This is a genomic window from Sediminicoccus rosea (assembly GCF_033547095.1).
Lineage (GTDB): Bacteria > Pseudomonadota > Alphaproteobacteria > Acetobacterales > Acetobacteraceae > Roseococcus > Roseococcus rosea.
Map to the genome: position 1 here is coordinate 3,104,672 of NZ_CP137852.1, position 16,891 is coordinate 3,121,562.

Here is a 16,891-nt window from a genome sequence, read left to right on the forward strand (position 1 = left end):
CGGGTTCCTGCGCCGTCGGATCCTCGTGATGCGGCGCATCAGCCTTGCCGTCGCGGCGCTGGAGAAGGGCGCGCTGGTCATCTGCATGGCCCTCGTGCTCGGCCTCGTGCTGCTCAACGTCGTCACCCGCAGCATCAACTATTCGCTCTTCTGGGTGGATGAGGCCGCGGTCTTCGCCATGGTCTGGGCCTGCTTCATCGGCGCCTCGCTGCTGGTGCACCAGCGCATGGATTTCGCGGTGACATTGCTGACCGACCCCCTGCCCGACCGGCTGCGCCACGCGGCGCGCGTGGTGGTGGATGCGCTGGTGCTGGGCTTCGGCGTGCTGATGGTGGTGCTGTGCTGGTGGTGGTTCGACCTGCCCACCCTGGTGGCGCAGAACTGGAACCTGCAGGCTTTCTTCGAGGTGAACTACAACGGCATCTACATGGACCGGCCGACCACGGTGAACCTGCCGAAATGGCCCTTCTTCCTGGTCATGCCCTGGTTCGCGCTCACCACCACCCTGCATGCGACCGCGAACCTCCTGGAGGACCTGGCCGCCATGCGCTCGGGCGAGGCCTTCGCCGAGCGCCAGGAGGCGGAGGTTTGATCACCGGCATCGCCTTCGCCGTCCTGCTCTTCATCGGCGCGCCCATCGGCATCGTGCTCGGGCTCTCGGCCGCGGCCTATATCTTCGCCAGCAACAACCAGGTGCTGCTCGGCTCCTACCCGATCCAGATGTTCGGCGGCGTCGAGAATTACGGCCTGCTCGCCATTCCGCTGTTTCTCATCCTGGGCGAGATCATGAATGGCGCGGGAATCACCACGCGCCTGATCGGCCTCGCCCGCGCCTTCGTGGGGACGGTGCGCGGCGGCCTTGCCTACATCAACGTGCTGGCCAATGCGCTGATGGCGAGCATCCTGGGCTCGGCCGCGGCGCAGATCGCCATCATGAGCCGCGTCATCGTCCCCGAGATGGACCGCGAGGGCTATGACCGCCGCTTTTCGGTCGCCACCACCGCCTCGGCGGGGTTGCTCGCCCCCATCATCCCGCCCTCCATGATGTTCGTCGTCTATGCGGTGCTGGCGCGGGTGGCGACGGGCGACATGTTCCTGGCCGGCATCATCCCGGGCCTGATGATGACGGCGGGCTTCTTCCTCGTGATCTTCTGCGTGGGTCTCGTCAGCCCCTTCCCCGCCCCCCGGCCGCTCGGCTGGGGGGATCGCCTGCGCCTGCTGCGCGATGGCGCGCTGACGCTGCTGATCCCGGTGGTCATCATCGGCAGCATCACCACGGGCGTCGCGACGGCCACCGAGAGTGCCGCCGTCGCCTGCGTCGCGGCCTATCTCATCGGCCGCTTCGTCACGCGCGAATTCCATGACCGGGACCTGCCGCGCATGCTGCTGGCGGCGGGGCGCAACGCGGCCGTGGTGCTCTTCATGGTCGCGACGGCGGCGGTCTTCGGCTGGGTGCTGACGTTCGGCAAGGTGCCGCAGGACATCGCGGCCTGGATCCAGACCATCGCGACCGGCCCCGTCTCCTTCATGCTGCTGGTGAACTTCATCCTGCTGGTGATCGGCACGGTGATCGACGGCATCCCGGGCCTCATCATGGTCGTGCCGATCCTTCTGCCCATCGCGACCGACATCTACGGGATCGATCCCGTGCATTTCGGCGTGGTGGTCTCGATCAACCTGGTGCTGGGCCTCGTCTCGCCGCCCGTGGGCATCGCGCTCTTCATCGCGGCGGCGGTGACGAAGATGAAGCCCGGCCAGATCTTCCTCTGGACCATCCCCTATTGCGTGACGACGGCGGTGGTCCTCGTCCTGCTCAGCATCTTCCCGGCGCTCACGCTCTACCTCGTGCGCTGAAGCCCGCCGCGAAGCCGGCGCCCAAGCGAGGATGGCCAAGATCCTTCGGCATGCGGGACTCGCGCCGGACGATGATCCGCATGGCGAGACCACATCCAGACCCATGCCAGGAAACGAATTCGCGCCCATGGTGACCTTCGCACGGCACCGGGGGCGCGGCTGCATGCGGCACCGGGATCATCACACTTGCGTTGCATCAACGCGCAGCGCGCTTCAACCTCCCACACTGTGTGGCGTCGAGTCACCCGGACCGCTCCGCAGGAGGCGGCCATGCGCAAGAGAACGCGGTCGGGGAAAGGGGCAAGGGCGGGAGCGCGATGAGCAGGCAGGTTGCAGCCACGATGCCCCCCCAGCCCTGCGGCACCGATCCTGCCGTCGCACGGGCCACGCGCCGCGCCGTTCTCGCCGCCGCCTTCCTGCTGCCCGCCGCGGCCAGCGCGCAGACGGTGGATGACTCCCTCGCCGGGGTGGTCCGCCGCGGCGTGCTGCGGGTGAATATCGGCTACTGGACGGCCAGCTTCGTGCCCCAGCCCGCCCCCGGCGAACCGCGCATGCGCGACAGCTTCCACGAAGCCCTGGCGCGGCAGATCGCACGGCAGTTCGGCGTCCGGGCGGAACTCCTCCCCGCGCGCGAATCGGGCGACGGCATCCAGCGCCTGAATTCGGGCGCGGTGGACCTGGCCCTCGCGCCGCCGCTGACACGCAACCTGCTGCGCCAGATCATGTTCTGCGCGCCACACGCCATGATGGACCTGGTCGTTCTCGGCCGCACCCCGCCAGAGGGCGAGCGCGCGCGGCCGCGGCTCGACGCCATGCGCCTCGGCACGCTCGCCGTGCTGGCGCCGACGCTGGCCGATCGCGGCGCGTTGACGAGCATGATGCCGGTGGCCACGCCCTGGCTCCTGATGGAGCACCTGCTGGAGGGGCGGCTGGATGGCGTCATCGTCACCCGGGTCATGGCCGATTCCGCGCTCGTCCATTTCGAGGGCGCGGGGCTGCGCGTGCAGCAGGCCATCACCAGCGCGGCCTTCGGGGGCGCCGTCGCCTACGGGGCGCATGACCTGCGGCGCGCCGTCAACCTCGCCATCGAGCAACTCCTGCTCGATGGCAGCCTCGCCGCCCTGTTCCGCCGCGAGATGGGCCTCCCCTTCAACCCGCCTTATCCGGAATGACGCCGATGCCGCATCAGATCCTTCCGCGTCGCAGCCTGCTGGGCACCGGGCTCTCCCTCGCGCTCGCGGCGCCGGCGCTGGCGCAGTCGGCCGACCCGCAGACCGTCAGCTTCATCAGCTGGACCAGCACCGAGCCCATCCAGGCCGCGCTGCGCGCGCAGATCGCGAGCTTCATGACGGCGACCGGCCTGCGCGTCGCGCACCAGCACTTCCCCTGGAGCAGCTACCGCACGGCGCTGCTCTCCCGCATGCTCAGCGAGGGGCCCGCCGATGTGATCTGGCTCTCCGACGCCTGGCTGCCGGAATTCGCGGAAGCCGGCTGGGTGCGGCCGATCGAGGATGTGGCGGCGCTGATGCGCTTCACGCCCGAGACGCGCGTCAGCTGCGTGCAGGGCATGAGCCACCGCGGCGAGCAATACGGGCTCTCCTACTACAGCGACCACATGAGCTTTCTCTACAATGCGCGCCTCCTGCAGCGCGCGGGCTTCACGGAGCCGCCCAGGAACTGGAACGAGATGCTGCAGCAGGCGCAGGTGATGCGCCGGCGGGGGATCTCGGCGGCGCCGCTCGGCCTGCCGCTCGCCGCCGACCCCTGGCTGATCGAGATCGTCTCCACCCTGGTGTTCAGCTTCGGCGGCGCCTTCGTGGCAGGCGGCGAGCCGGTGATGGCGCAGCGCCCGGCGACGCGCGCCGCGCTGGAATTCCTGGCCCGCCTCATCCTGCATGAGCATGTGGTCGCCACCGATGCGGTGAATGCGAGCGAGGATGACGTGCTGGAGGCCTTCGGCCAGGGCCAGCATGCCTTCGCCATCCTGCCCACCTACCGCATGCGCTTCCTGAACAACCCGGCGCGCTTTGCCGAGGCGGGGAATTTCCACCTCACGCTCATGCCCAATGGCGGCGACGCCACCGGGCACGAGACCTGCGGCTGGGTGCGGATGTACGCGCTCACTTCCGCCGCGGCGGGCAATCTGCGACGGCTGCGCAACGCCAGCGCCTTCATGGAGTCCTTCGGCGGGCGGGACCAAACGGGCGAATACACCATGGCCAAGCGCATGCTCTTCGGCGCCGGCGTGCCCTTCTGCCCGACGCCGCTCTACCGGGACCCGCAGGTGATCGACTACGTCACGCGCTGGAGCCTGGGCGGCAACCTGCTGCTGCGCCAGCAGCTCGATGCGGTGCGGACGAAGGACACGATCTCGCCCTGGTTCGGCAACTGGCAGTCCCTGACCGACCCGCTCTGGCGGGCGATGTGCCAGGGGACGCTGGCACCCCAGGCCGGCCTGACCCTGGCGACAGAGGCCTGGACGGGCCTCCGGCGGTCGAGGAACTGAGCATGCTCCGCGCGCCCCTGGCCCGCCGTGCCCTTCTCGCCGGCCTGCCGGCCACCCTCGCCGCCCCGGCCCGGGCGGCGCCCGACGGCTCGCTCCGGCGCGTGCTCGATGCGGGCGTGCTGCGCCTCGGCGTGCAGGTGGAGGGCACGGTCGCCGCTACCCGCGGTGGCGACGGCAGCCTGCGCGGCTACCTGCCGCAGCTCGGCCGGCGCATCGCGGAGGGGCTTGGCCTGCGCGCCGAATTCATCGCGGTGCCGCGGGGCGACATGCTGGGCCTGTCGCAGCAGGGCCGCTTCGACCTGGGGCTGGGCGGGGCCATCGCCAGCACCTGGCTCGCCATGAGCGCCCTGCTGAGCGACCCGATCATGCGCTTCCAGCTCGTCGTGCTCACGCCGCGCGAGCAGCCGGTGAGCGGCATGGCGGAGCTGCGCACCTGGCGCGTGGGCATCCTGGAGGGCCGCTCCTTCGCCGAGACGCTGCGCGAGGCGGGCGTGGAGGAGGAGCGGACCGTGATCTACCCCAGCTGGCAGGCCTCGGCCGAGGCGCTGGCGCGCGGCGCGAAGGAGGCGGCGATCGTGCCCACCTATCACGCGCGGGAGATCCAGCGGCTGGTGCCGCAGGCCACCACGCGCTTCACCCTGGGCGAGTTCTGGCACTGCGCCATCCTCCGCCCGGGCGAGCATGACCTGGTGCGGGCGGTGAACGTGCTGCTCTACCTGCTGCGGCAGGAGGGCGAGCTGCCGGCGCTGCACCGCGCCTTCTTCGACACCGACCTGGGCGGGCGGAGGACGCTGTGAGCGCGCCCCCCGGCCCGCGGCGGCGGCACCTCCTGGCCCTGGCGGGTCTCGCCCTGGGCGGCTCCGCACCGCCCGGCGGCGCGCGGGCCGCGGCGCCGCCGGACATCCTGCGCCGCGTGAGGGACCAGGGCGTGGTCCGCATCGGCGTCTGGCTGGACGCGCCGCCCTGGGGCGGCTTCGACGCCGATGGCCGGCCCGATGGCTCCGAGGTCGCGATCGCGCGGCTGCTGGCGCGGGACATGGGCCTGCGCCTGCGCCTCGTGCGGCTGAAGGCCGGCGAGCGGATGGAGGCGCTGCTGGAGGATCGCTGCGACGTGCTGGCAGCCGCCCTGCCGATGGCGCCGCCGCAGATCGGGCGCGTCGCCTTCACCATGCCGCATGGCAGGGTGAACACGGTCTTCGCCGCACCTTCCGGCCTTCGCCTCGAATCGATGGGCGACCTGGTGGGCCGGCGGGTGGCGATGTCGGCGGGGACGGTCGCGGCGGAAATGGCGCATGCGCAGCTCCCGCCCGGCGCCATCGCGCTCTTCACGCCGGGCACGCCGCAGACGGTGGAGGCGCTGCTGATGGGCGAGGCCGATGTGGCCGTCACCTATGACTGGCAGCTGAGGGACCTGCGCCTCGCGCGGCCGGACCTCGACATCCTGCCGCAACTGCCGCTGCATTCCTGGAGCTATGGCCTCGCCACGCAGCTCGGCCAGCCGGATTTGCAGCGCTTCCTGAACATCTTCCTCTATCTGCGCGGGGTGGACGGCACGCTGGCCGACATCCACGCCCGCTACTTCGCCTCGCCCCTGCCCGAGGGGCTGCGCTTCCGCTGAGCGGGGGCGCAGCCCGGATGCGTCACCCGGGCCCTGCGCGGAGCGTCACTCAGGCTCGACGCGGGCGAGGCGCAGCAGGGTCTGCGCCTTGTCGAAGTCGCGCGCGATGTAGCTGTCCAGCGCCGCGCCCGCCTGGAACAGCGGCACGATGCCAAGGCCGGTGAGGCGATTGCGGATCGCCTCCTCGCCCATGATCGCCTCCACCTGCGCGTTGATCTGGGCGATGATGCCCTCGGGCAGGCGCGGCGGGCCCCAGATGGCCCACCAGGAATGCGAATCCACGCTGGCAAAGCCGGCCTCGGCCGTGGTCGGGATCTCGGGCGCGGCGGGGCTGCGCTGCGGGGCCGTGAGGGCGATGCCGCGCAGGCTGCCCGCGCGCACCGGCGGCAGCATGGCCAGCATCGGGTCGGTGTTGAAGCCGAGGCGCCCGCCCAGCAGGTCCACCAGGATGGGCGCGGTGCCGCGATAGGGCACGAAGGTCACGTCGGCGCCGATCTGCCGCACGAACTCGATGGAGGCGAGGTGCCCGGCGGAACCGAGCGCCGAGACGCCGGCCGACCATTCGCGCGGATTGGCGCGGATGGCGGCGGCCATCTCCGCCATGGTGGTCTGCGGGCGGCTGGGGTTGATCGCCATGAGGCAGGGCCCCTCGCCCACGCGGGCCACGGGCTTGAGGTCGGTCAGCGGGTCGTAGCCCGGGGCGCGCATGACGAGGCGCGCGATGGTCTGCACCGAGGCCGAGACGAGCAGCGTGTAGCCATCCGGCGCCGATTGCGAGACACCGATGCCGCCCACCGTGCCATTGGCGCCGGCGCGGTTCTCGACGGTCACCGTCTGGCCGGTGCGCTCGGCCATGCGGGTGGCGATGGCGCGCGCCATGGTGTCCACCGAACCGCCGGGGGCGAAGGGAACGACGATGCGCACGGGCCGCGTCGGCCAGGCGGGCTGCGCGAGGGCGGGAAGTGCGAGGCCGGCCGGCAGGAGGCCGGCGCCGGCCAGCGCGGCGCGGCGGGTGAAGCGGGTGGTCACGGGCGTGAAATCTCCTGGCTGGGGCGGCGACGATAGACCGGGATTCGCGGGATGTTTACCCAAAATTCACACAGCGCCGCGCTCAGCTGGCGCGGCGCTGCTCAAGGGCCACGCGCAGCGCGCGCATTTCGCCTTCCAGCGCGGCAAGCCGCTCGCCCACCGGGTCGATTTCCTGCGCGGGCAGGCCATAGCCCACGGTCACCACCTCGGGGCAGTCGGGCCCGGAGCAACGGGCGGGAATGCCCACCACCGTCGTGCCGTCCGGCACGGAGGCGACGGCGACTGCATTGGCACCGACGCGCGCGCCGCGGCCCACGGTGATCGGCCCCAGCACCTGGGCCCCCGCGCCGAGGATGGCGCCGTCCAGCACATCCGGGTGGCGCTTGCCCGCCTTGAGCGAGAGGCCGCCCAGCGTCACGCCGTGATAGATGGTCACGTCATCGCCGATCGTCGCCGTCTCGCCGATGACGACGCCCATGCCGTGGTCGATGAAGAGCCGCCGGCCGATCTTCGCGCCGGGATGGATCTCGATGCCGGTCAGCATGCGCCCCAGATGCGAGGTGAAGCGGCCCAGGCCGCGCAGGCCCAGCGTCCAGAGCCGGTGCGCGAGGCGATGCCACAGCACCGCATGCAGGCCGGGATAGGAGAAGATGACCTCGGGCCAGGAGGGGCGCGCCGGGTCCCGCTCCCGGATCGAGCGGCCGAGTTCGATGATCTCGAGGGTCATGCCAGCCAGCTTGGCACGGGCAGGCCCTTGGAGCGCAGGAATTCCGGGTTGAACAGCTTGGACTGGTAGCGCGCGCCCCCGTCGCAGAGGATGGTGACGATGCGGTGGCCGGGCCCCATGATCCGCGCCAGCTTCACCGCGGCGGCGACGTTGATGCCGGCCGAGCCGCCGATGCACAGCCCCTCATGCAGTGTCAGGTCGAAGACCTGTTCCAGCGCCTCCTCATCCGTCACCTGCAGCGCGTCATCGATCGGCGCGCCCTCCAGGTTGCCGGGCACGCGGGACTGGCCGATGCCCTCGGTGATGGAGCCGCCCTCACTCATCTCGGGCGTGCCGGTCTTGCGCCAGGCGTAGAGGGCGGAGCCCATCGGGTCGGCCAGCACCACGCGGGTGGTGGCGTCATGCGCCTTCAGCGCCAGGGCAATGCCGGCCAGCGTGCCGCCGGTGCCGCAGGCGCAGGTGAAGGCATCCACCCGGCCGCCCGCCTGGGCGATGATCTCGGCGCCAGTGGTGCGGCGATGGCCCTCGCGGTTGTCCAGATTGTCGAACTGGTTGGCCCAGAGGGCGGAACCGGGGTCGGCCGCGTTCAATTCCTCCGCCAGCCGGCGTGAATAATGGACGTAGTTGCCGGGGTCCTTGAAGGGCTTGGCCGGGATCAGCCGGAGATCGGCGCCGATCATGCGCAGGAAGTCGATCTTCTCCTGGCTCTGCGTCTCCGGCATCACGATGACGCTGCGGTAGCCGCGCGCATTGCCGACCAGCGTCAGGCCGATGCCGGTGTTGCCCGCCGTGCCCTCGACGATGACGCCGCCCGGGCGGAGCTCGCCCCGTGCCTCGGCCCCCTGGATGATGGCGAGCGCCGCGCGATCCTTCACCGAGCCGCCGGGATTCATGAATTCGGCCTTGCCCAGGATCTCGCAGCCCGTGGCGGCGCTGGCGCGCCCGAGGCGGATGAGCGGCGTGTTCCCGATGGCGCCGAGGAGGCCCGGGACGGGTGCGGGTGTGATGGCGTTCATGGCGGTTGCATATCATCCCGGTTGTGTCGTGAAACAAGGGGTTTCCCCGGCGCAATGCGCGGGGCGCGGGGGTATCATGCGACGGTGCGGCGCATTTCACGTTGACGAACGATGATTGGCTCCATATCTCACGATCAACTGACGTATTTAATCCACGACATCGCCGGGTATTTCCCGACGCCTGGAGCAGATCCCCATGAACCGCCGCCAGATCCTTGCCCTCCCCGCCCTCGCCCTGGCCACCTCCGCCTTGGCCACCTCCGCCTGGGCGCAAGCCGACCGCCCCATCCGCCTCATCGTCCCCGTGGCGCCGGGCGGCAGCCAGGACATCGTGGCCCGGCTCATCGCCCGCCACCTGGGCCCCGTGCTCGGCCAGAGCATCGTGGTGGAGAACCACCCCGGTGCCGGCAGCAATATCGGCTATGAACTGGGCGCCCGCGCCCGGCCGGATGGCCTGACGCTGATCGCGGGCTCGGACAGCCTGTCCATCAACAAGGGCCTGTTCCGCCGCCTCTCCTTCGACCCGGTGGAGGATTTCGCGGCCGTGGCACAGGTCACCTCGGTGCCGCAGATCCTGGTGGTGAAGGCGGATTTCCCGGCGGCCAGCCTGGCCGATTTCGTGGCGCTCAGCCGCCGCCAGCCCATCGCCGTCGGCACGCCGGGCAATGGCAGCCTCTCCCACCTGCTGATCGAGCAGCTGCAGCAGGCGACCGAGACCCGCTGGACCCATGCGCCCTATCGCGGCGGCGCGCTGGCGGTGAATGACCTGCTGGGCGGCTCGCTCCAGGGCGTGATGATCAATATCGGCGCCGTCACGCAACATGTGCAGGCCGGGCGCCTGCGCGGCCTCGCCGTCTCGACCGGCGCGCGCACGGCCGCCCTGCCCGACGTGCCGACGCTGGCCGAGGCCGGCGTCTCCAACATCGCCGTCTCGGGCTGGCATGGGCTGGTGGCGCCGCGCGGCACGGAGGCCGCGACGGTGCTGCGCATCAACCAGGCCGTGGGCGAGGTGCTGCGCATCGCCGAGGTGCGGGAGCGTCTGGCCGCGCTCGGCATCGAGCCGGTGGATGCGCCGCCCGAGGCGCTGGCCGCCAAGCTGCGCGAGGATGCCGAGCGCTGGGCGCCGCTGATCCGCCGCACCGGCATGCAGCCCGATTGAACATCGCCGCCCCGGGGCCACATCCCGGGGCGTGACTGAGACGCCGAAGCTCCGCTTCTACCTCTCCCATGTCGGCATCGGCATGGGACTTTCGGCCGTGTTCATGGCGGCGATCCTCTGGGCTGATCCGCTGGGCCTGGGCAGCCTGCTGGTGCGCTCCTCCGAGCACCCGCTGCCGCTGTTGCTGCTCTGGTTCTTCTGCGCGCTGACCTTCAGCTCGGTGCAATTGGGGGTGGCCATCATGCTGCGCTTCGAACGATGAGGCGGCGGCTGCTGCCCCTGCTACTGGCGCCTTTCCTCGGGGCGTGCTCCGTCTTCGGCATGCGCGACGGCACCGAGGAACCACCCTTCACCGTGATCGCCCGCCTGGGCCCCGCCCCAGGCGAGGTGGAGATCCGCCGCTATGCGCCGCGCCTCGTGGCCGAGATGACGGTCACGGGGGACGAGGTGAGCGCCCGCAGCGCCGCCTTCCGGCCGCTTGCCGCCTATATCTTCGGCGATAACACGGCCAGCGAGCGCATCGGCATGACGGCCCCCGTGGCCCAAGGAAGCAACGCGGCGAGCAGCGAGCGGATCGGGATGACAGCGCCGGTCGCGCAATCCGGCGGCGCCGGGGAATGGCGCATCGGCTTCTTCATGCCGGCCCGCTACACGCTGGCCACCCTGCCCCGCCCGCGCGACCCGCGCATCACGATCGTGACCCTGCCCGAGGCGGAGCTGGCCGTGCTGCGCTTCTCGGGCCTGCCGGGCGCGGAGGCGGTGGCGGCGGCGCAGGCGCGCCTCGCGGCCGCACTCGAGGGCGGCTGCTGGCTTCCCAGCGGCACGGGCGGCGCCTGGTTCTACGACCCGCCCTGGACCATCCCGAACCTGCGCCGCAGCGAGGTCTGGCTGCCGGTCAGGAACAATTGTTGACCAGCAGGTCCTGGATGATCTGGTTCTGCAGCAGGCGCGGGCTGCCCGGCGTCTGGCGACCCAGCCGGATGCGCGTCGCCGTGCCGGGATTGAAGCGCAGATTTCCGGAGACCTTGTCGGTCAGCGCGCCCCGGTAGAGCACATTGGCGGAGACCACGGCCCCGCTGATGTTCCGCACCGTGGCGTAGTATTCCATCCCAGAGGGCGTGGCCTGGGTGGTCGTGTCGTTCAGCTGCAGGCGGCCGTTGCAGTAGTTGGCAAGCTGCGCCTGCGCCGAGAGCGGCAGGGCCAGGAGCATGGCGAGGGGCAGAAGGCGCAGCATGGTGTCACTCCCGCGAGTCAGGTCTTGTTAACCCCTGCCCCGGCCGGCTGCCAATCGGCAACTTCGATGCCGGGGCAAGGCGGCGCCGATGGTCAGCCCGTCACCATCGCGATCTTCCCGAAATGCGCATTCGCTTTCATATGCGCCAGCGCGTCATGCACCTCGTCCAGGTGGAAGACGCGATCCAGCGGCAGCGCCAGCTTGCCCGCCTCCAGCGCCGCCCAGAGGTCCTGCCGCATGAGGCGGACGATCTCCCGCACCTCCTCGTTGCTGCGGGTGCGGAAGGTGACGCCGATATAGGAAATGCGGCGCGCGGCATGCAGGTCGAAGTCGAAGTCCGCGACGGCGCCGCCCAGGCGGCCCACATTGATGATCCGGCCCAGGATGCGCGTCGCCGCCAGCGTCTGCGAGACCAGCGGGCCGCTGATCTGGTCCACCACGGAATCCACGCCGCGGCCGCCCGTCGCGTCCAGCACCTGCTTCACCCAGGCGGGGTCGTTCGTGTCCACCGCCAGCGTCGCGCCGAACTCGCCGAGGCGCGCGCGCTTCTCGGGATTGGTCGAGCTGCCGACGATGACGGAGGCGCCCATGAGGCGCGCGATCTGCAGGCCCATCAGGCCGACGCCCGAGGAGGCGCCCTGGATCATGATGGCCGAGCCCGGGCCGCACAGCCCGTGCGTGACGACCGCATTGTGCATGGTCTGCAGCGCGACCGGCAGCGTCGCCGCCACTTCCCAGGGCATGTTGGTGTCGGGCACCAGGTTCACGCGCCCCCAATCGGCGACGGCGTATTCGGCGTAGCAGGCGCCCATGCCGCCCATGACGCGCATGCCGGGCTTGAGATGCGCAGGCACCGCGCTGCCGCATTCGACGATCTCGCCGGCCGCCTCCAGGCCCGGGATGGCGCCGATGCCGCCCACCGCGCCATGCGCGTGGCCGGCCGCCACGCCGAGATCGGCGCGGTTCAGGCCAATGGCGCGCAGCTTGATGAGGATCTGCTCCGGCCCGGGCTTGGGCACGGGGACCTCCTGCAGCTTCAGGCCTTCTGCGGTGACGATGGCGGCTTTCATGGCGGGCTCCCTGGGATTCGGCGCGGAGGCTAATCCCAAACCGCGCGTGGAACGAGAGGGCTAGCGGAGCTCGATCGCGTAGCGCAGCGCGCCGGTCTCGATCCAGGAGAGGCGGCGCTCCACCGGGCGGTCCATCACGTCATACGCGACGCGTGCGATGTGCATCACCGGCGCATCGGCAGCGAGGCCGAGCAGCGCCGCCACATCGGCGGGCGCGCCGATGGCGGCGAGCTTCTCGGTCACGCGCATCACCGTGATGCCGTGGTGGCGCTGGTAATGGACATAGAGCTCATCGCTGAGTTCGACACCGATGGGCAGCGTGAAGCCGGGAAACAGCGCCTCTGGCAGCGCGATCTCCTCCACGATGGGCGAGCTGCGGCCGAGGAAGCGCTGGCGCGTGAAGCGGTGCACCCGCGCACGGCGCGGCAGCGCGAGCGCGCGGGCTTCGTCGGGTGTGGCCGGGGCACGCTCCAGCCGGTGCAGGCGGCTGGTGGGGGTGAGGCGCCCGCCATCCAGCGCCTCGGCGCGGAAGAAGTGAAAGAGCGCGCGCTCGCTCGTCGCCTGGGTCACATAGGTGCCGATGCCCTGGCGGCGCTCGATCAGCCGCTGCGCCTCCAGCACGCCGAGTGCCCGGCGCAGCGTGCCCTGGCTGATGCCGAGCTGCGCGGCGAGCGCACCCTCGGTCGGCAGCGCCTCGCCCGGCTTCCATTCACCGGCCGCGATGCGCGCGCGCAGCTCCTGCTCGGCGCGTGCGTAAAGGGGCGCGCGCGCCAGTGTTGTCATGCGCGGCGGAGATTGGGGGCCGGCAGGCCCTCGATCAGCACGTTCACGCAGGCGGGCTTGCCGCTGGCGAAGGCGCGCTCGAGGGCGGGGGCAAGATCCTCGCCGCGCTCGACGAATTCGCCATGGCCGCCAAGGCCGCTCACCACCAGGTCATAGCGCGTGCCGGGCGCGAGCTCGCAGCCATGGGTGCGGTTGGCGCCGTAGTCGCGCGCCTGGATCTGGTATTCGGCGTTCCACTTCGCGTCATTGCCGACGACCAGCACGAATGGCAGGTCATGGCGCAGCGCGGTGTCGAATTCGGCCATGTGGAAGCCGAAGGTGCCATCGCCGCAGATGGCGAGCACACGACCCGCCGGGCGCGCGGCACGGGCGGCCGCGGCGAAGGGAAGGGCCGCGCCGATCGCACCGGCGACACCATTGATCACGCGCTCGGGCGCCGAAAGGCAGGCCTGCATCCATTGGCCGATCTCGCCGCCATCCACCACCAGCACCGTGTCCGCGGTGATGAAGGGGCGGAGCGCCGCGCCCAGCGTCGCCGGATGCACGGGGCCCCCCGGCTTGCCGGCCAGCGCTTCCCAGGCCTTGGGGCGATGCGCGATGGCCTCACCGAGGGCGGCAGCCCAGCCGGTGTTGGCATGCGGCCTCGCATGCGCGGCCAGCATGGCCATCGCCTCCAGCGGCGCGGCCATGGCGGAGAGCGCGAGGCGCCCACCCAGCCCTTGCGCGGCGCGCGCCATGAGCTTCGCGTCGGGCTCGATCACCACCCAGCGCGCGGTCTCGCTCACGAAGGGCACGCGGCCGAAGCGCAGCGTGAAGTCGAGCGGCTTGCCCAGCAGCACCACGCAATCGGATTGCGCCAGCATCTCGGCGAAGGCGCCGAGCGAGGGGTCGCCCAGGCCGCGCGGGCTTTCCATCAGGGCGATGGGCAGGCCGAGCGCGGCCTCCAGGGCTGCGCGGGCGCGCCGGCCATCGGGCGTGTTCAGCGCGGGCCCTGCGGCGAGGAGCGGACGCTCCGCGCCCGCGATCGCAGCGAGGATGGCGGCCGCGCTCTCGGCAGCGAGCGGCATGGGTGCCGCGAGGTAGGCGGCTTCCTGCGGGAGCTTCGGCGTGGCCTTGGCCTCCACCACGTCGGTCGGCAGGGAGATGTGCACGGGACCGGGGCGGCCGCTGCGCGCGATGGAGAAGCCGCGCGCAATGTCATCGGCAAGGCCCGCCGTGCTCTGGGCGAGCCAGGCGGCCTTGCACAGCGGGGCCGCCATCTCGACCTGCGGCGTTTCCTGGAAGGCGCCGAGGCCCAGCTCGTTCAGTGGCGCATGGCCCGAGAGCAGCAGGATCGGCACCTCGCCCGCCAGCGCGGTCGGCAGGCCGGCCACGGCGTTGGAATGCCCCTGCCCGCCGGTCACCAGCGCGACACCGACCTCGCCCGTCAGCCGCGCCCAGGCATCGGCCATGTGCACGGCCGCCGCCTCGTGCCGGACGTGGATGATCTCGATGCCCTCGCCGAAGGCCGCGTCATAGACCGGCATGATGTGGTTGCCCGAGAGGCTGAAGACGCGCGTGACGCCGCCCTTCTTCAAGGCGCCCCAGAGGATGTCGGCGCCGCGGATCTCGTGCTGCATGATGCGTCTCCTGCCCTTTCGGCCAGCTTGCACAGGTCTTGTGTCTTATACAAGACCGGGGCAGGATCGTGGCATCGGGAGGAACAGCGATGGCCGATCTGAAGGTCCGCATCTGGCGCGGCGACGCCGAGGGCGGCGCATTCGCCGAATACGCGGTGCCCGCGCGCGAGAACCAGACCATCCTCGACGTGGTGACGCAGATCCAGCGCGAGCAGCAGCCGGACCTGGCCTATCGCTTCGCCTGCCGCGTCGGCATGTGCGGCTCCTGCGCGATGGAGGTGAATGGCCGCGCGCGCTGGACCTGCCGCACCCATGTGAAGCGCGTGGCGAGCCCTGGCGAGACACTGGAGATCCGGCCACTGGCGAACCTGCCGGTGATCCGTGACCTCGCGACCGACATGGCGCCCTTCTTCGACAAATGGGCGCGCGCCGGGGGCAAGTTCCAGCCGAAGGATGCAGCCGATGGCGCGGTGCCCGAGGAATTCGCCGTGGTGCCGCCGGCCTCCAAGAAGCGCCAGCAGGCGGATGCGGGCATCGAGTGCATCGGCTGCGGCGTCTGCTACGCCTCCTGCGACATCGTCGCCTGGAACCAGGACTATCTTGGCCCTGCCGCGATGAACCGCGCCTGGACCCTGGTGAATGACGTGCGCGACGGCGGCAACAAGGAGCGCCTGGATGCGGTGAGCGGCGATGCCGGCTGCCATTCCTGCCACTCCACGCAATCCTGCACGGAACGCTGCCCGAAGAATCTCGACCCCTCCTCGGCCATCGCCGGGCTGAAGCGGACGATCTTCTGGGACAGCCTGCTGGGGCGGCGCTGATGCGCGCGGCGGGCACGCGGCTCTGGGCCATCCAACGCATCACGGCGGGCTTCCTCGGCCTCGCCGTCATCGTGCATCTGGTGACGATCATGCTGGCGATCCGGGGCGGCTTGTCGGCGGCCGAGATCCTGGCGCGGACGCGCGGCGCGGAGCTCTGGTTCGGCTTCTACGTCCTCTTCGCGCTGTGTGCCGGCCTGCATGGCGCGATCGGGCTGCGGAACATCGCGGGCGAGTGGCTGGGGCTGCGCGGCCGCGCGGTGGATGCGCTCTGGCTCGGCATCGGCCTGGTCACGGCGGGTTTCGGCATCCGCGCGGCCTGGGGGCTTTACCATGCCTGACCGCCGCCACCCGACCTATGTCGCCTTCGTGATCCACCGCGTCTCGGGCCTGCTTCTGGCGCTGTTCCTGCCGCTGCATTTCTGGGCGCTGGGCCAGGCCATCTCGGGCGAGGCGGCGCTGGAGGGCTTCCTGCGCTGGACCGACAATGCGCTGTTCAAGTTTGCCGAATGGGGCCTCGTCGTGCTGCTGGCCGTGCATCTCGCCGGTGGGCTGCGCGTGATGGCGCTGGAATTCCTCGGCTGGCGGGCGCGGCAGAAGGACATGGTGGCGGCCTCGGCCGGTGTCGCCATCGCCGCCGGCATCCTGTTCCTGCTCAATGTGGGCTGAGGCGCTCCTTATCTCGGCGGGCAGCCTGCTCGCCGCCTTCTGCGCCAGCATCGCGGGCTTCGCCTTCGTGCTGGTGGGTGCGGCCGTGCTGCTCCAATTCATGGCCCCCGCGCTGGTGGCGCCGGTGCTGGTGATGGGCAGCCTGATCGTGCAGGGCATCGGCACCTGGGCAGTGCGCGACCACATCCCCTGGCAGCGGCTGTGGCTCTATGTCGGCACCGCCACGCTCGGCCTGCCGATGGGCCTCGCCATTCTTGCGCTGGGCCCGGCGCGGGCCATCGTGGCCGGCGTCGGCGCGCTGCTCGTGCTCTATGCCGGCTACACGCTGGCACGCATCGCGGTGCTGCGGCTCGCCCTCGGCTCGGGCCTGCCGGCCAATCCGGCGCTCGCCCGCCTCGCCCTGCGGCTCAAGGCGCCGGGTGCGCGCGCTACGCCACGGAGCGACGCGGCGATCGGCTTCGCCTCGGGCATCCTGGGCGGCATCGGCGGCTATGTGGGCGCGCTGGTCGGCATGTGGGCCGACATGCAGGGCATGCCGCCGCAGGACACCCGGGCGCTGATGCAGCCCTTCATCGCCATCATGCAGGCGCTGACCGTCATCGGCCTCGCCTTCACCGGTTTCTTCACGCCCGAGGCGATGCTGCTCACCGCCACCGCCGTCCCTGCCCTGCTGCTCGGCACCTGGGCCGGCCAGCGCGCAGGCAGGCGCCTGCCGGCGCAAGGCTTCCGCCTGGTGCTGCTCAGCCTGCTGCTCGTCTCCGGTCTCTCCCTTCTCCTCTGAGGAAACGC

20 protein-coding genes are annotated in these 16,891 nt (G+C 71.1%); 13 read left to right on the forward strand and 7 right to left on the reverse strand.

Going from position 1 to position 16,891, the window contains the following annotated elements:
- Nucleotides 1-28 precede the first annotated feature (28 nt).
- The 6 genes from R9Z33_RS15025 to R9Z33_RS15050 all read left to right on the forward strand — a co-directional run bounded on the left by R9Z33_RS15025 (nt 29) and on the right by R9Z33_RS15050 (nt 5,978).
- Nucleotides 29-592 carry a TRAP transporter small permease gene (locus R9Z33_RS15025; protein WP_318647389.1) on the forward strand — a complete coding sequence of 188 codons (564 nt, stop codon included), beginning with the start codon at nt 29-31 and terminating at the stop codon, nt 590-592.
- Complete coding sequence (locus tag R9Z33_RS15030) at nt 589-1,854, forward strand: TRAP transporter large permease (RefSeq protein WP_318647390.1); 1,266 nt, start codon at nt 589-591, stop codon at nt 1,852-1,854. Before R9Z33_RS15025 ends, R9Z33_RS15030 begins: the two co-directional genes overlap by 4 nt.
- Before the next feature lie 341 nt (nt 1,855-2,195).
- On the forward strand, nt 2,196-3,026 hold the full coding sequence (locus R9Z33_RS15035; RefSeq protein WP_318647391.1) for a substrate-binding periplasmic protein: 831 nt from the start codon (nt 2,196-2,198) through the stop codon (nt 3,024-3,026).
- Between the two features lie 5 nt (nt 3,027-3,031).
- Nucleotides 3,032-4,360, forward strand: a complete 1,329-nt coding sequence (locus tag R9Z33_RS15040; protein ID WP_318647392.1) for an ABC transporter substrate-binding protein — start codon at nt 3,032-3,034, stop codon at nt 4,358-4,360.
- Nucleotides 4,361-4,362: 2 nt separating this feature from the next.
- On the forward strand, nt 4,363-5,157 hold the full coding sequence (locus tag R9Z33_RS15045) for a substrate-binding periplasmic protein (protein ID WP_318647393.1): 795 nt from the start codon (nt 4,363-4,365) through the stop codon (nt 5,155-5,157).
- Nucleotides 5,154-5,978, forward strand: coding sequence for a transporter substrate-binding domain-containing protein (locus tag R9Z33_RS15050; RefSeq protein WP_318647394.1), 825 nt, complete (start codon nt 5,154-5,156; stop codon nt 5,976-5,978). Before R9Z33_RS15045 ends, R9Z33_RS15050 begins: the two co-directional genes overlap by 4 nt.
- A gap of 45 nt (nt 5,979-6,023) precedes the next feature.
- Here R9Z33_RS15050 and R9Z33_RS15055 read toward each other — a convergent pair whose 3' ends face one another.
- The 3 genes from R9Z33_RS15055 to R9Z33_RS15065 form a co-directional block, all read right to left on the reverse strand.
- On the reverse strand, nt 6,024-7,007 hold the full coding sequence (locus tag R9Z33_RS15055; RefSeq protein WP_318647395.1) for a Bug family tripartite tricarboxylate transporter substrate binding protein: 984 nt from the start codon (nt 7,005-7,007) through the stop codon (nt 6,024-6,026).
- Nucleotides 7,008-7,089: 82 nt separating this feature from the next.
- Entirely contained in the window at nt 7,090-7,734 is a 645-nt protein-coding gene (gene cysE, locus R9Z33_RS15060; protein ID WP_318647396.1) for a serine O-acetyltransferase, read from the reverse strand.
- On the reverse strand, nt 7,731-8,750 hold the full coding sequence (locus tag R9Z33_RS15065; RefSeq protein WP_318647397.1) for a cysteine synthase A: 1,020 nt from the start codon (nt 8,748-8,750) through the stop codon (nt 7,731-7,733). The genes cysE and R9Z33_RS15065 overlap by 4 nt, the downstream gene beginning before the upstream one ends.
- Before the next feature lie 196 nt (nt 8,751-8,946).
- On the opposite strand from R9Z33_RS15065, the gene R9Z33_RS15070 reads away from it, so the two are divergent.
- Genes R9Z33_RS15070 through R9Z33_RS15080 form a run of 3 tightly spaced genes read left to right on the forward strand, consistent with a single transcriptional unit; the run spans nt 8,947 to nt 10,821 of the window.
- Nucleotides 8,947-9,909: a Bug family tripartite tricarboxylate transporter substrate binding protein gene (locus tag R9Z33_RS15070; protein ID WP_318647398.1), complete on the forward strand. Its 963-nt coding sequence runs from the start codon at nt 8,947-8,949 to the stop codon at nt 9,907-9,909.
- A 31-nt stretch (nt 9,910-9,940) separates the two neighbouring features.
- Entirely contained in the window at nt 9,941-10,171 is a 231-nt protein-coding gene (locus R9Z33_RS15075; protein WP_318647399.1) for a hypothetical protein, read from the forward strand.
- A 59-nt stretch (nt 10,172-10,230) separates the two neighbouring features.
- Nucleotides 10,231-10,821, forward strand: a complete 591-nt coding sequence (locus R9Z33_RS15080) for an SOUL family heme-binding protein (protein ID WP_318647400.1) — start codon at nt 10,231-10,233, stop codon at nt 10,819-10,821.
- On the opposite strand, the gene R9Z33_RS15085 is transcribed toward R9Z33_RS15080, so the two are convergent.
- The 4 genes from R9Z33_RS15085 to R9Z33_RS15100 form a co-directional block, all read right to left on the reverse strand.
- Nucleotides 10,805-11,143: a hypothetical protein gene (locus tag R9Z33_RS15085; protein ID WP_318647401.1), complete on the reverse strand. Its 339-nt coding sequence runs from the start codon at nt 11,141-11,143 to the stop codon at nt 10,805-10,807. The genes R9Z33_RS15080 and R9Z33_RS15085 overlap by 17 nt on opposite strands.
- Nucleotides 11,144-11,235: 92 nt before the next feature.
- On the reverse strand, nt 11,236-12,213 hold the full coding sequence (locus R9Z33_RS15090; protein ID WP_318647402.1) for a zinc-binding dehydrogenase: 978 nt from the start codon (nt 12,211-12,213) through the stop codon (nt 11,236-11,238).
- A 60-nt stretch (nt 12,214-12,273) separates the two neighbouring features.
- The gene (locus R9Z33_RS15095) at nt 12,274-12,996 is read right to left on the reverse strand and encodes a GntR family transcriptional regulator (protein WP_318647403.1); all 723 of its coding nucleotides are present in this window, start codon (nt 12,994-12,996) and stop codon (nt 12,274-12,276) included.
- Entirely contained in the window at nt 12,993-14,615 is a 1,623-nt protein-coding gene (locus R9Z33_RS15100; RefSeq protein WP_318647404.1) for a thiamine pyrophosphate-binding protein, read from the reverse strand. The genes R9Z33_RS15095 and R9Z33_RS15100 overlap by 4 nt, the downstream gene beginning before the upstream one ends.
- Before the next feature lie 89 nt (nt 14,616-14,704).
- On the opposite strand from R9Z33_RS15100, the gene R9Z33_RS15105 reads away from it, so the two are divergent.
- From R9Z33_RS15105 to R9Z33_RS15120, 4 genes are read left to right on the forward strand one after another with little or no spacing between them, the layout of a single operon-like run.
- Nucleotides 14,705-15,436: a succinate dehydrogenase/fumarate reductase iron-sulfur subunit gene (locus R9Z33_RS15105; protein WP_318647405.1), complete on the forward strand. Its 732-nt coding sequence runs from the start codon at nt 14,705-14,707 to the stop codon at nt 15,434-15,436.
- Entirely contained in the window at nt 15,436-15,774 is a 339-nt protein-coding gene (locus R9Z33_RS15110) for a succinate dehydrogenase (protein ID WP_318647406.1), read from the forward strand. Before R9Z33_RS15105 ends, R9Z33_RS15110 begins: the two co-directional genes overlap by 1 nt.
- A complete protein-coding gene (gene sdhC, locus R9Z33_RS15115; RefSeq protein WP_318647407.1) occupies nt 15,767-16,102 on the forward strand; it encodes a succinate dehydrogenase, cytochrome b556 subunit in 336 nt (111 codons plus the stop codon). Before R9Z33_RS15110 ends, sdhC begins: the two co-directional genes overlap by 8 nt.
- Nucleotides 16,092-16,883 carry a sulfite exporter TauE/SafE family protein gene (locus R9Z33_RS15120; protein WP_318647408.1) on the forward strand — a complete coding sequence of 264 codons (792 nt, stop codon included), beginning with the start codon at nt 16,092-16,094 and terminating at the stop codon, nt 16,881-16,883. Before sdhC ends, R9Z33_RS15120 begins: the two co-directional genes overlap by 11 nt.
- Nucleotides 16,884-16,891: the final 8 nt, after the last annotated feature.

What these genes read in the sequence shown, in the direction of transcription:
- sdhC (WP_318647407.1), top strand. Translation starts at nt 15,767, where the DNA reads ATGCCTGACCGCCGCCACCCGACCTATGTCGCCTTCGTGATCCACCGC.
- cysE (WP_318647396.1), bottom strand. Translation starts at nt 7,734, where the DNA reads ATGACCCTCGAGATCATCGAACTCGGCCGCTCGATCCGGGAGCGGGAC.
- R9Z33_RS15095 (WP_318647403.1), bottom strand. Translation starts at nt 12,996, where the DNA reads ATGACAACACTGGCGCGCGCGCCCCTTTACGCACGCGCCGAGCAGGAG.
- R9Z33_RS15025 (WP_318647389.1), top strand. Translation starts at nt 29, where the DNA reads ATGCGGCGCATCAGCCTTGCCGTCGCGGCGCTGGAGAAGGGCGCGCTG.
- R9Z33_RS15035 (WP_318647391.1), top strand. Translation starts at nt 2,196, where the DNA reads ATGCCCCCCCAGCCCTGCGGCACCGATCCTGCCGTCGCACGGGCCACG.
- R9Z33_RS15105 (WP_318647405.1), top strand. Translation starts at nt 14,705, where the DNA reads ATGGCCGATCTGAAGGTCCGCATCTGGCGCGGCGACGCCGAGGGCGGC.
- R9Z33_RS15090 (WP_318647402.1), bottom strand. Translation starts at nt 12,213, where the DNA reads ATGAAAGCCGCCATCGTCACCGCAGAAGGCCTGAAGCTGCAGGAGGTC.
- R9Z33_RS15110 (WP_318647406.1), top strand. Translation starts at nt 15,436, where the DNA reads ATGCGCGCGGCGGGCACGCGGCTCTGGGCCATCCAACGCATCACGGCG.
- R9Z33_RS15045 (WP_318647393.1), top strand. Translation starts at nt 4,363, where the DNA reads ATGCTCCGCGCGCCCCTGGCCCGCCGTGCCCTTCTCGCCGGCCTGCCG.
- R9Z33_RS15120 (WP_318647408.1), top strand. Translation starts at nt 16,092, where the DNA reads ATGTGGGCTGAGGCGCTCCTTATCTCGGCGGGCAGCCTGCTCGCCGCC.
- R9Z33_RS15100 (WP_318647404.1), bottom strand. Translation starts at nt 14,615, where the DNA reads ATGCAGCACGAGATCCGCGGCGCCGACATCCTCTGGGGCGCCTTGAAG.
- R9Z33_RS15085 (WP_318647401.1), bottom strand. Translation starts at nt 11,143, where the DNA reads ATGCTGCGCCTTCTGCCCCTCGCCATGCTCCTGGCCCTGCCGCTCTCG.
- R9Z33_RS15040 (WP_318647392.1), top strand. Translation starts at nt 3,032, where the DNA reads ATGCCGCATCAGATCCTTCCGCGTCGCAGCCTGCTGGGCACCGGGCTC.
- R9Z33_RS15070 (WP_318647398.1), top strand. Translation starts at nt 8,947, where the DNA reads ATGAACCGCCGCCAGATCCTTGCCCTCCCCGCCCTCGCCCTGGCCACC.
- R9Z33_RS15080 (WP_318647400.1), top strand. Translation starts at nt 10,231, where the DNA reads ATGCGCGACGGCACCGAGGAACCACCCTTCACCGTGATCGCCCGCCTG.
- R9Z33_RS15065 (WP_318647397.1), bottom strand. Translation starts at nt 8,750, where the DNA reads ATGAACGCCATCACACCCGCACCCGTCCCGGGCCTCCTCGGCGCCATC.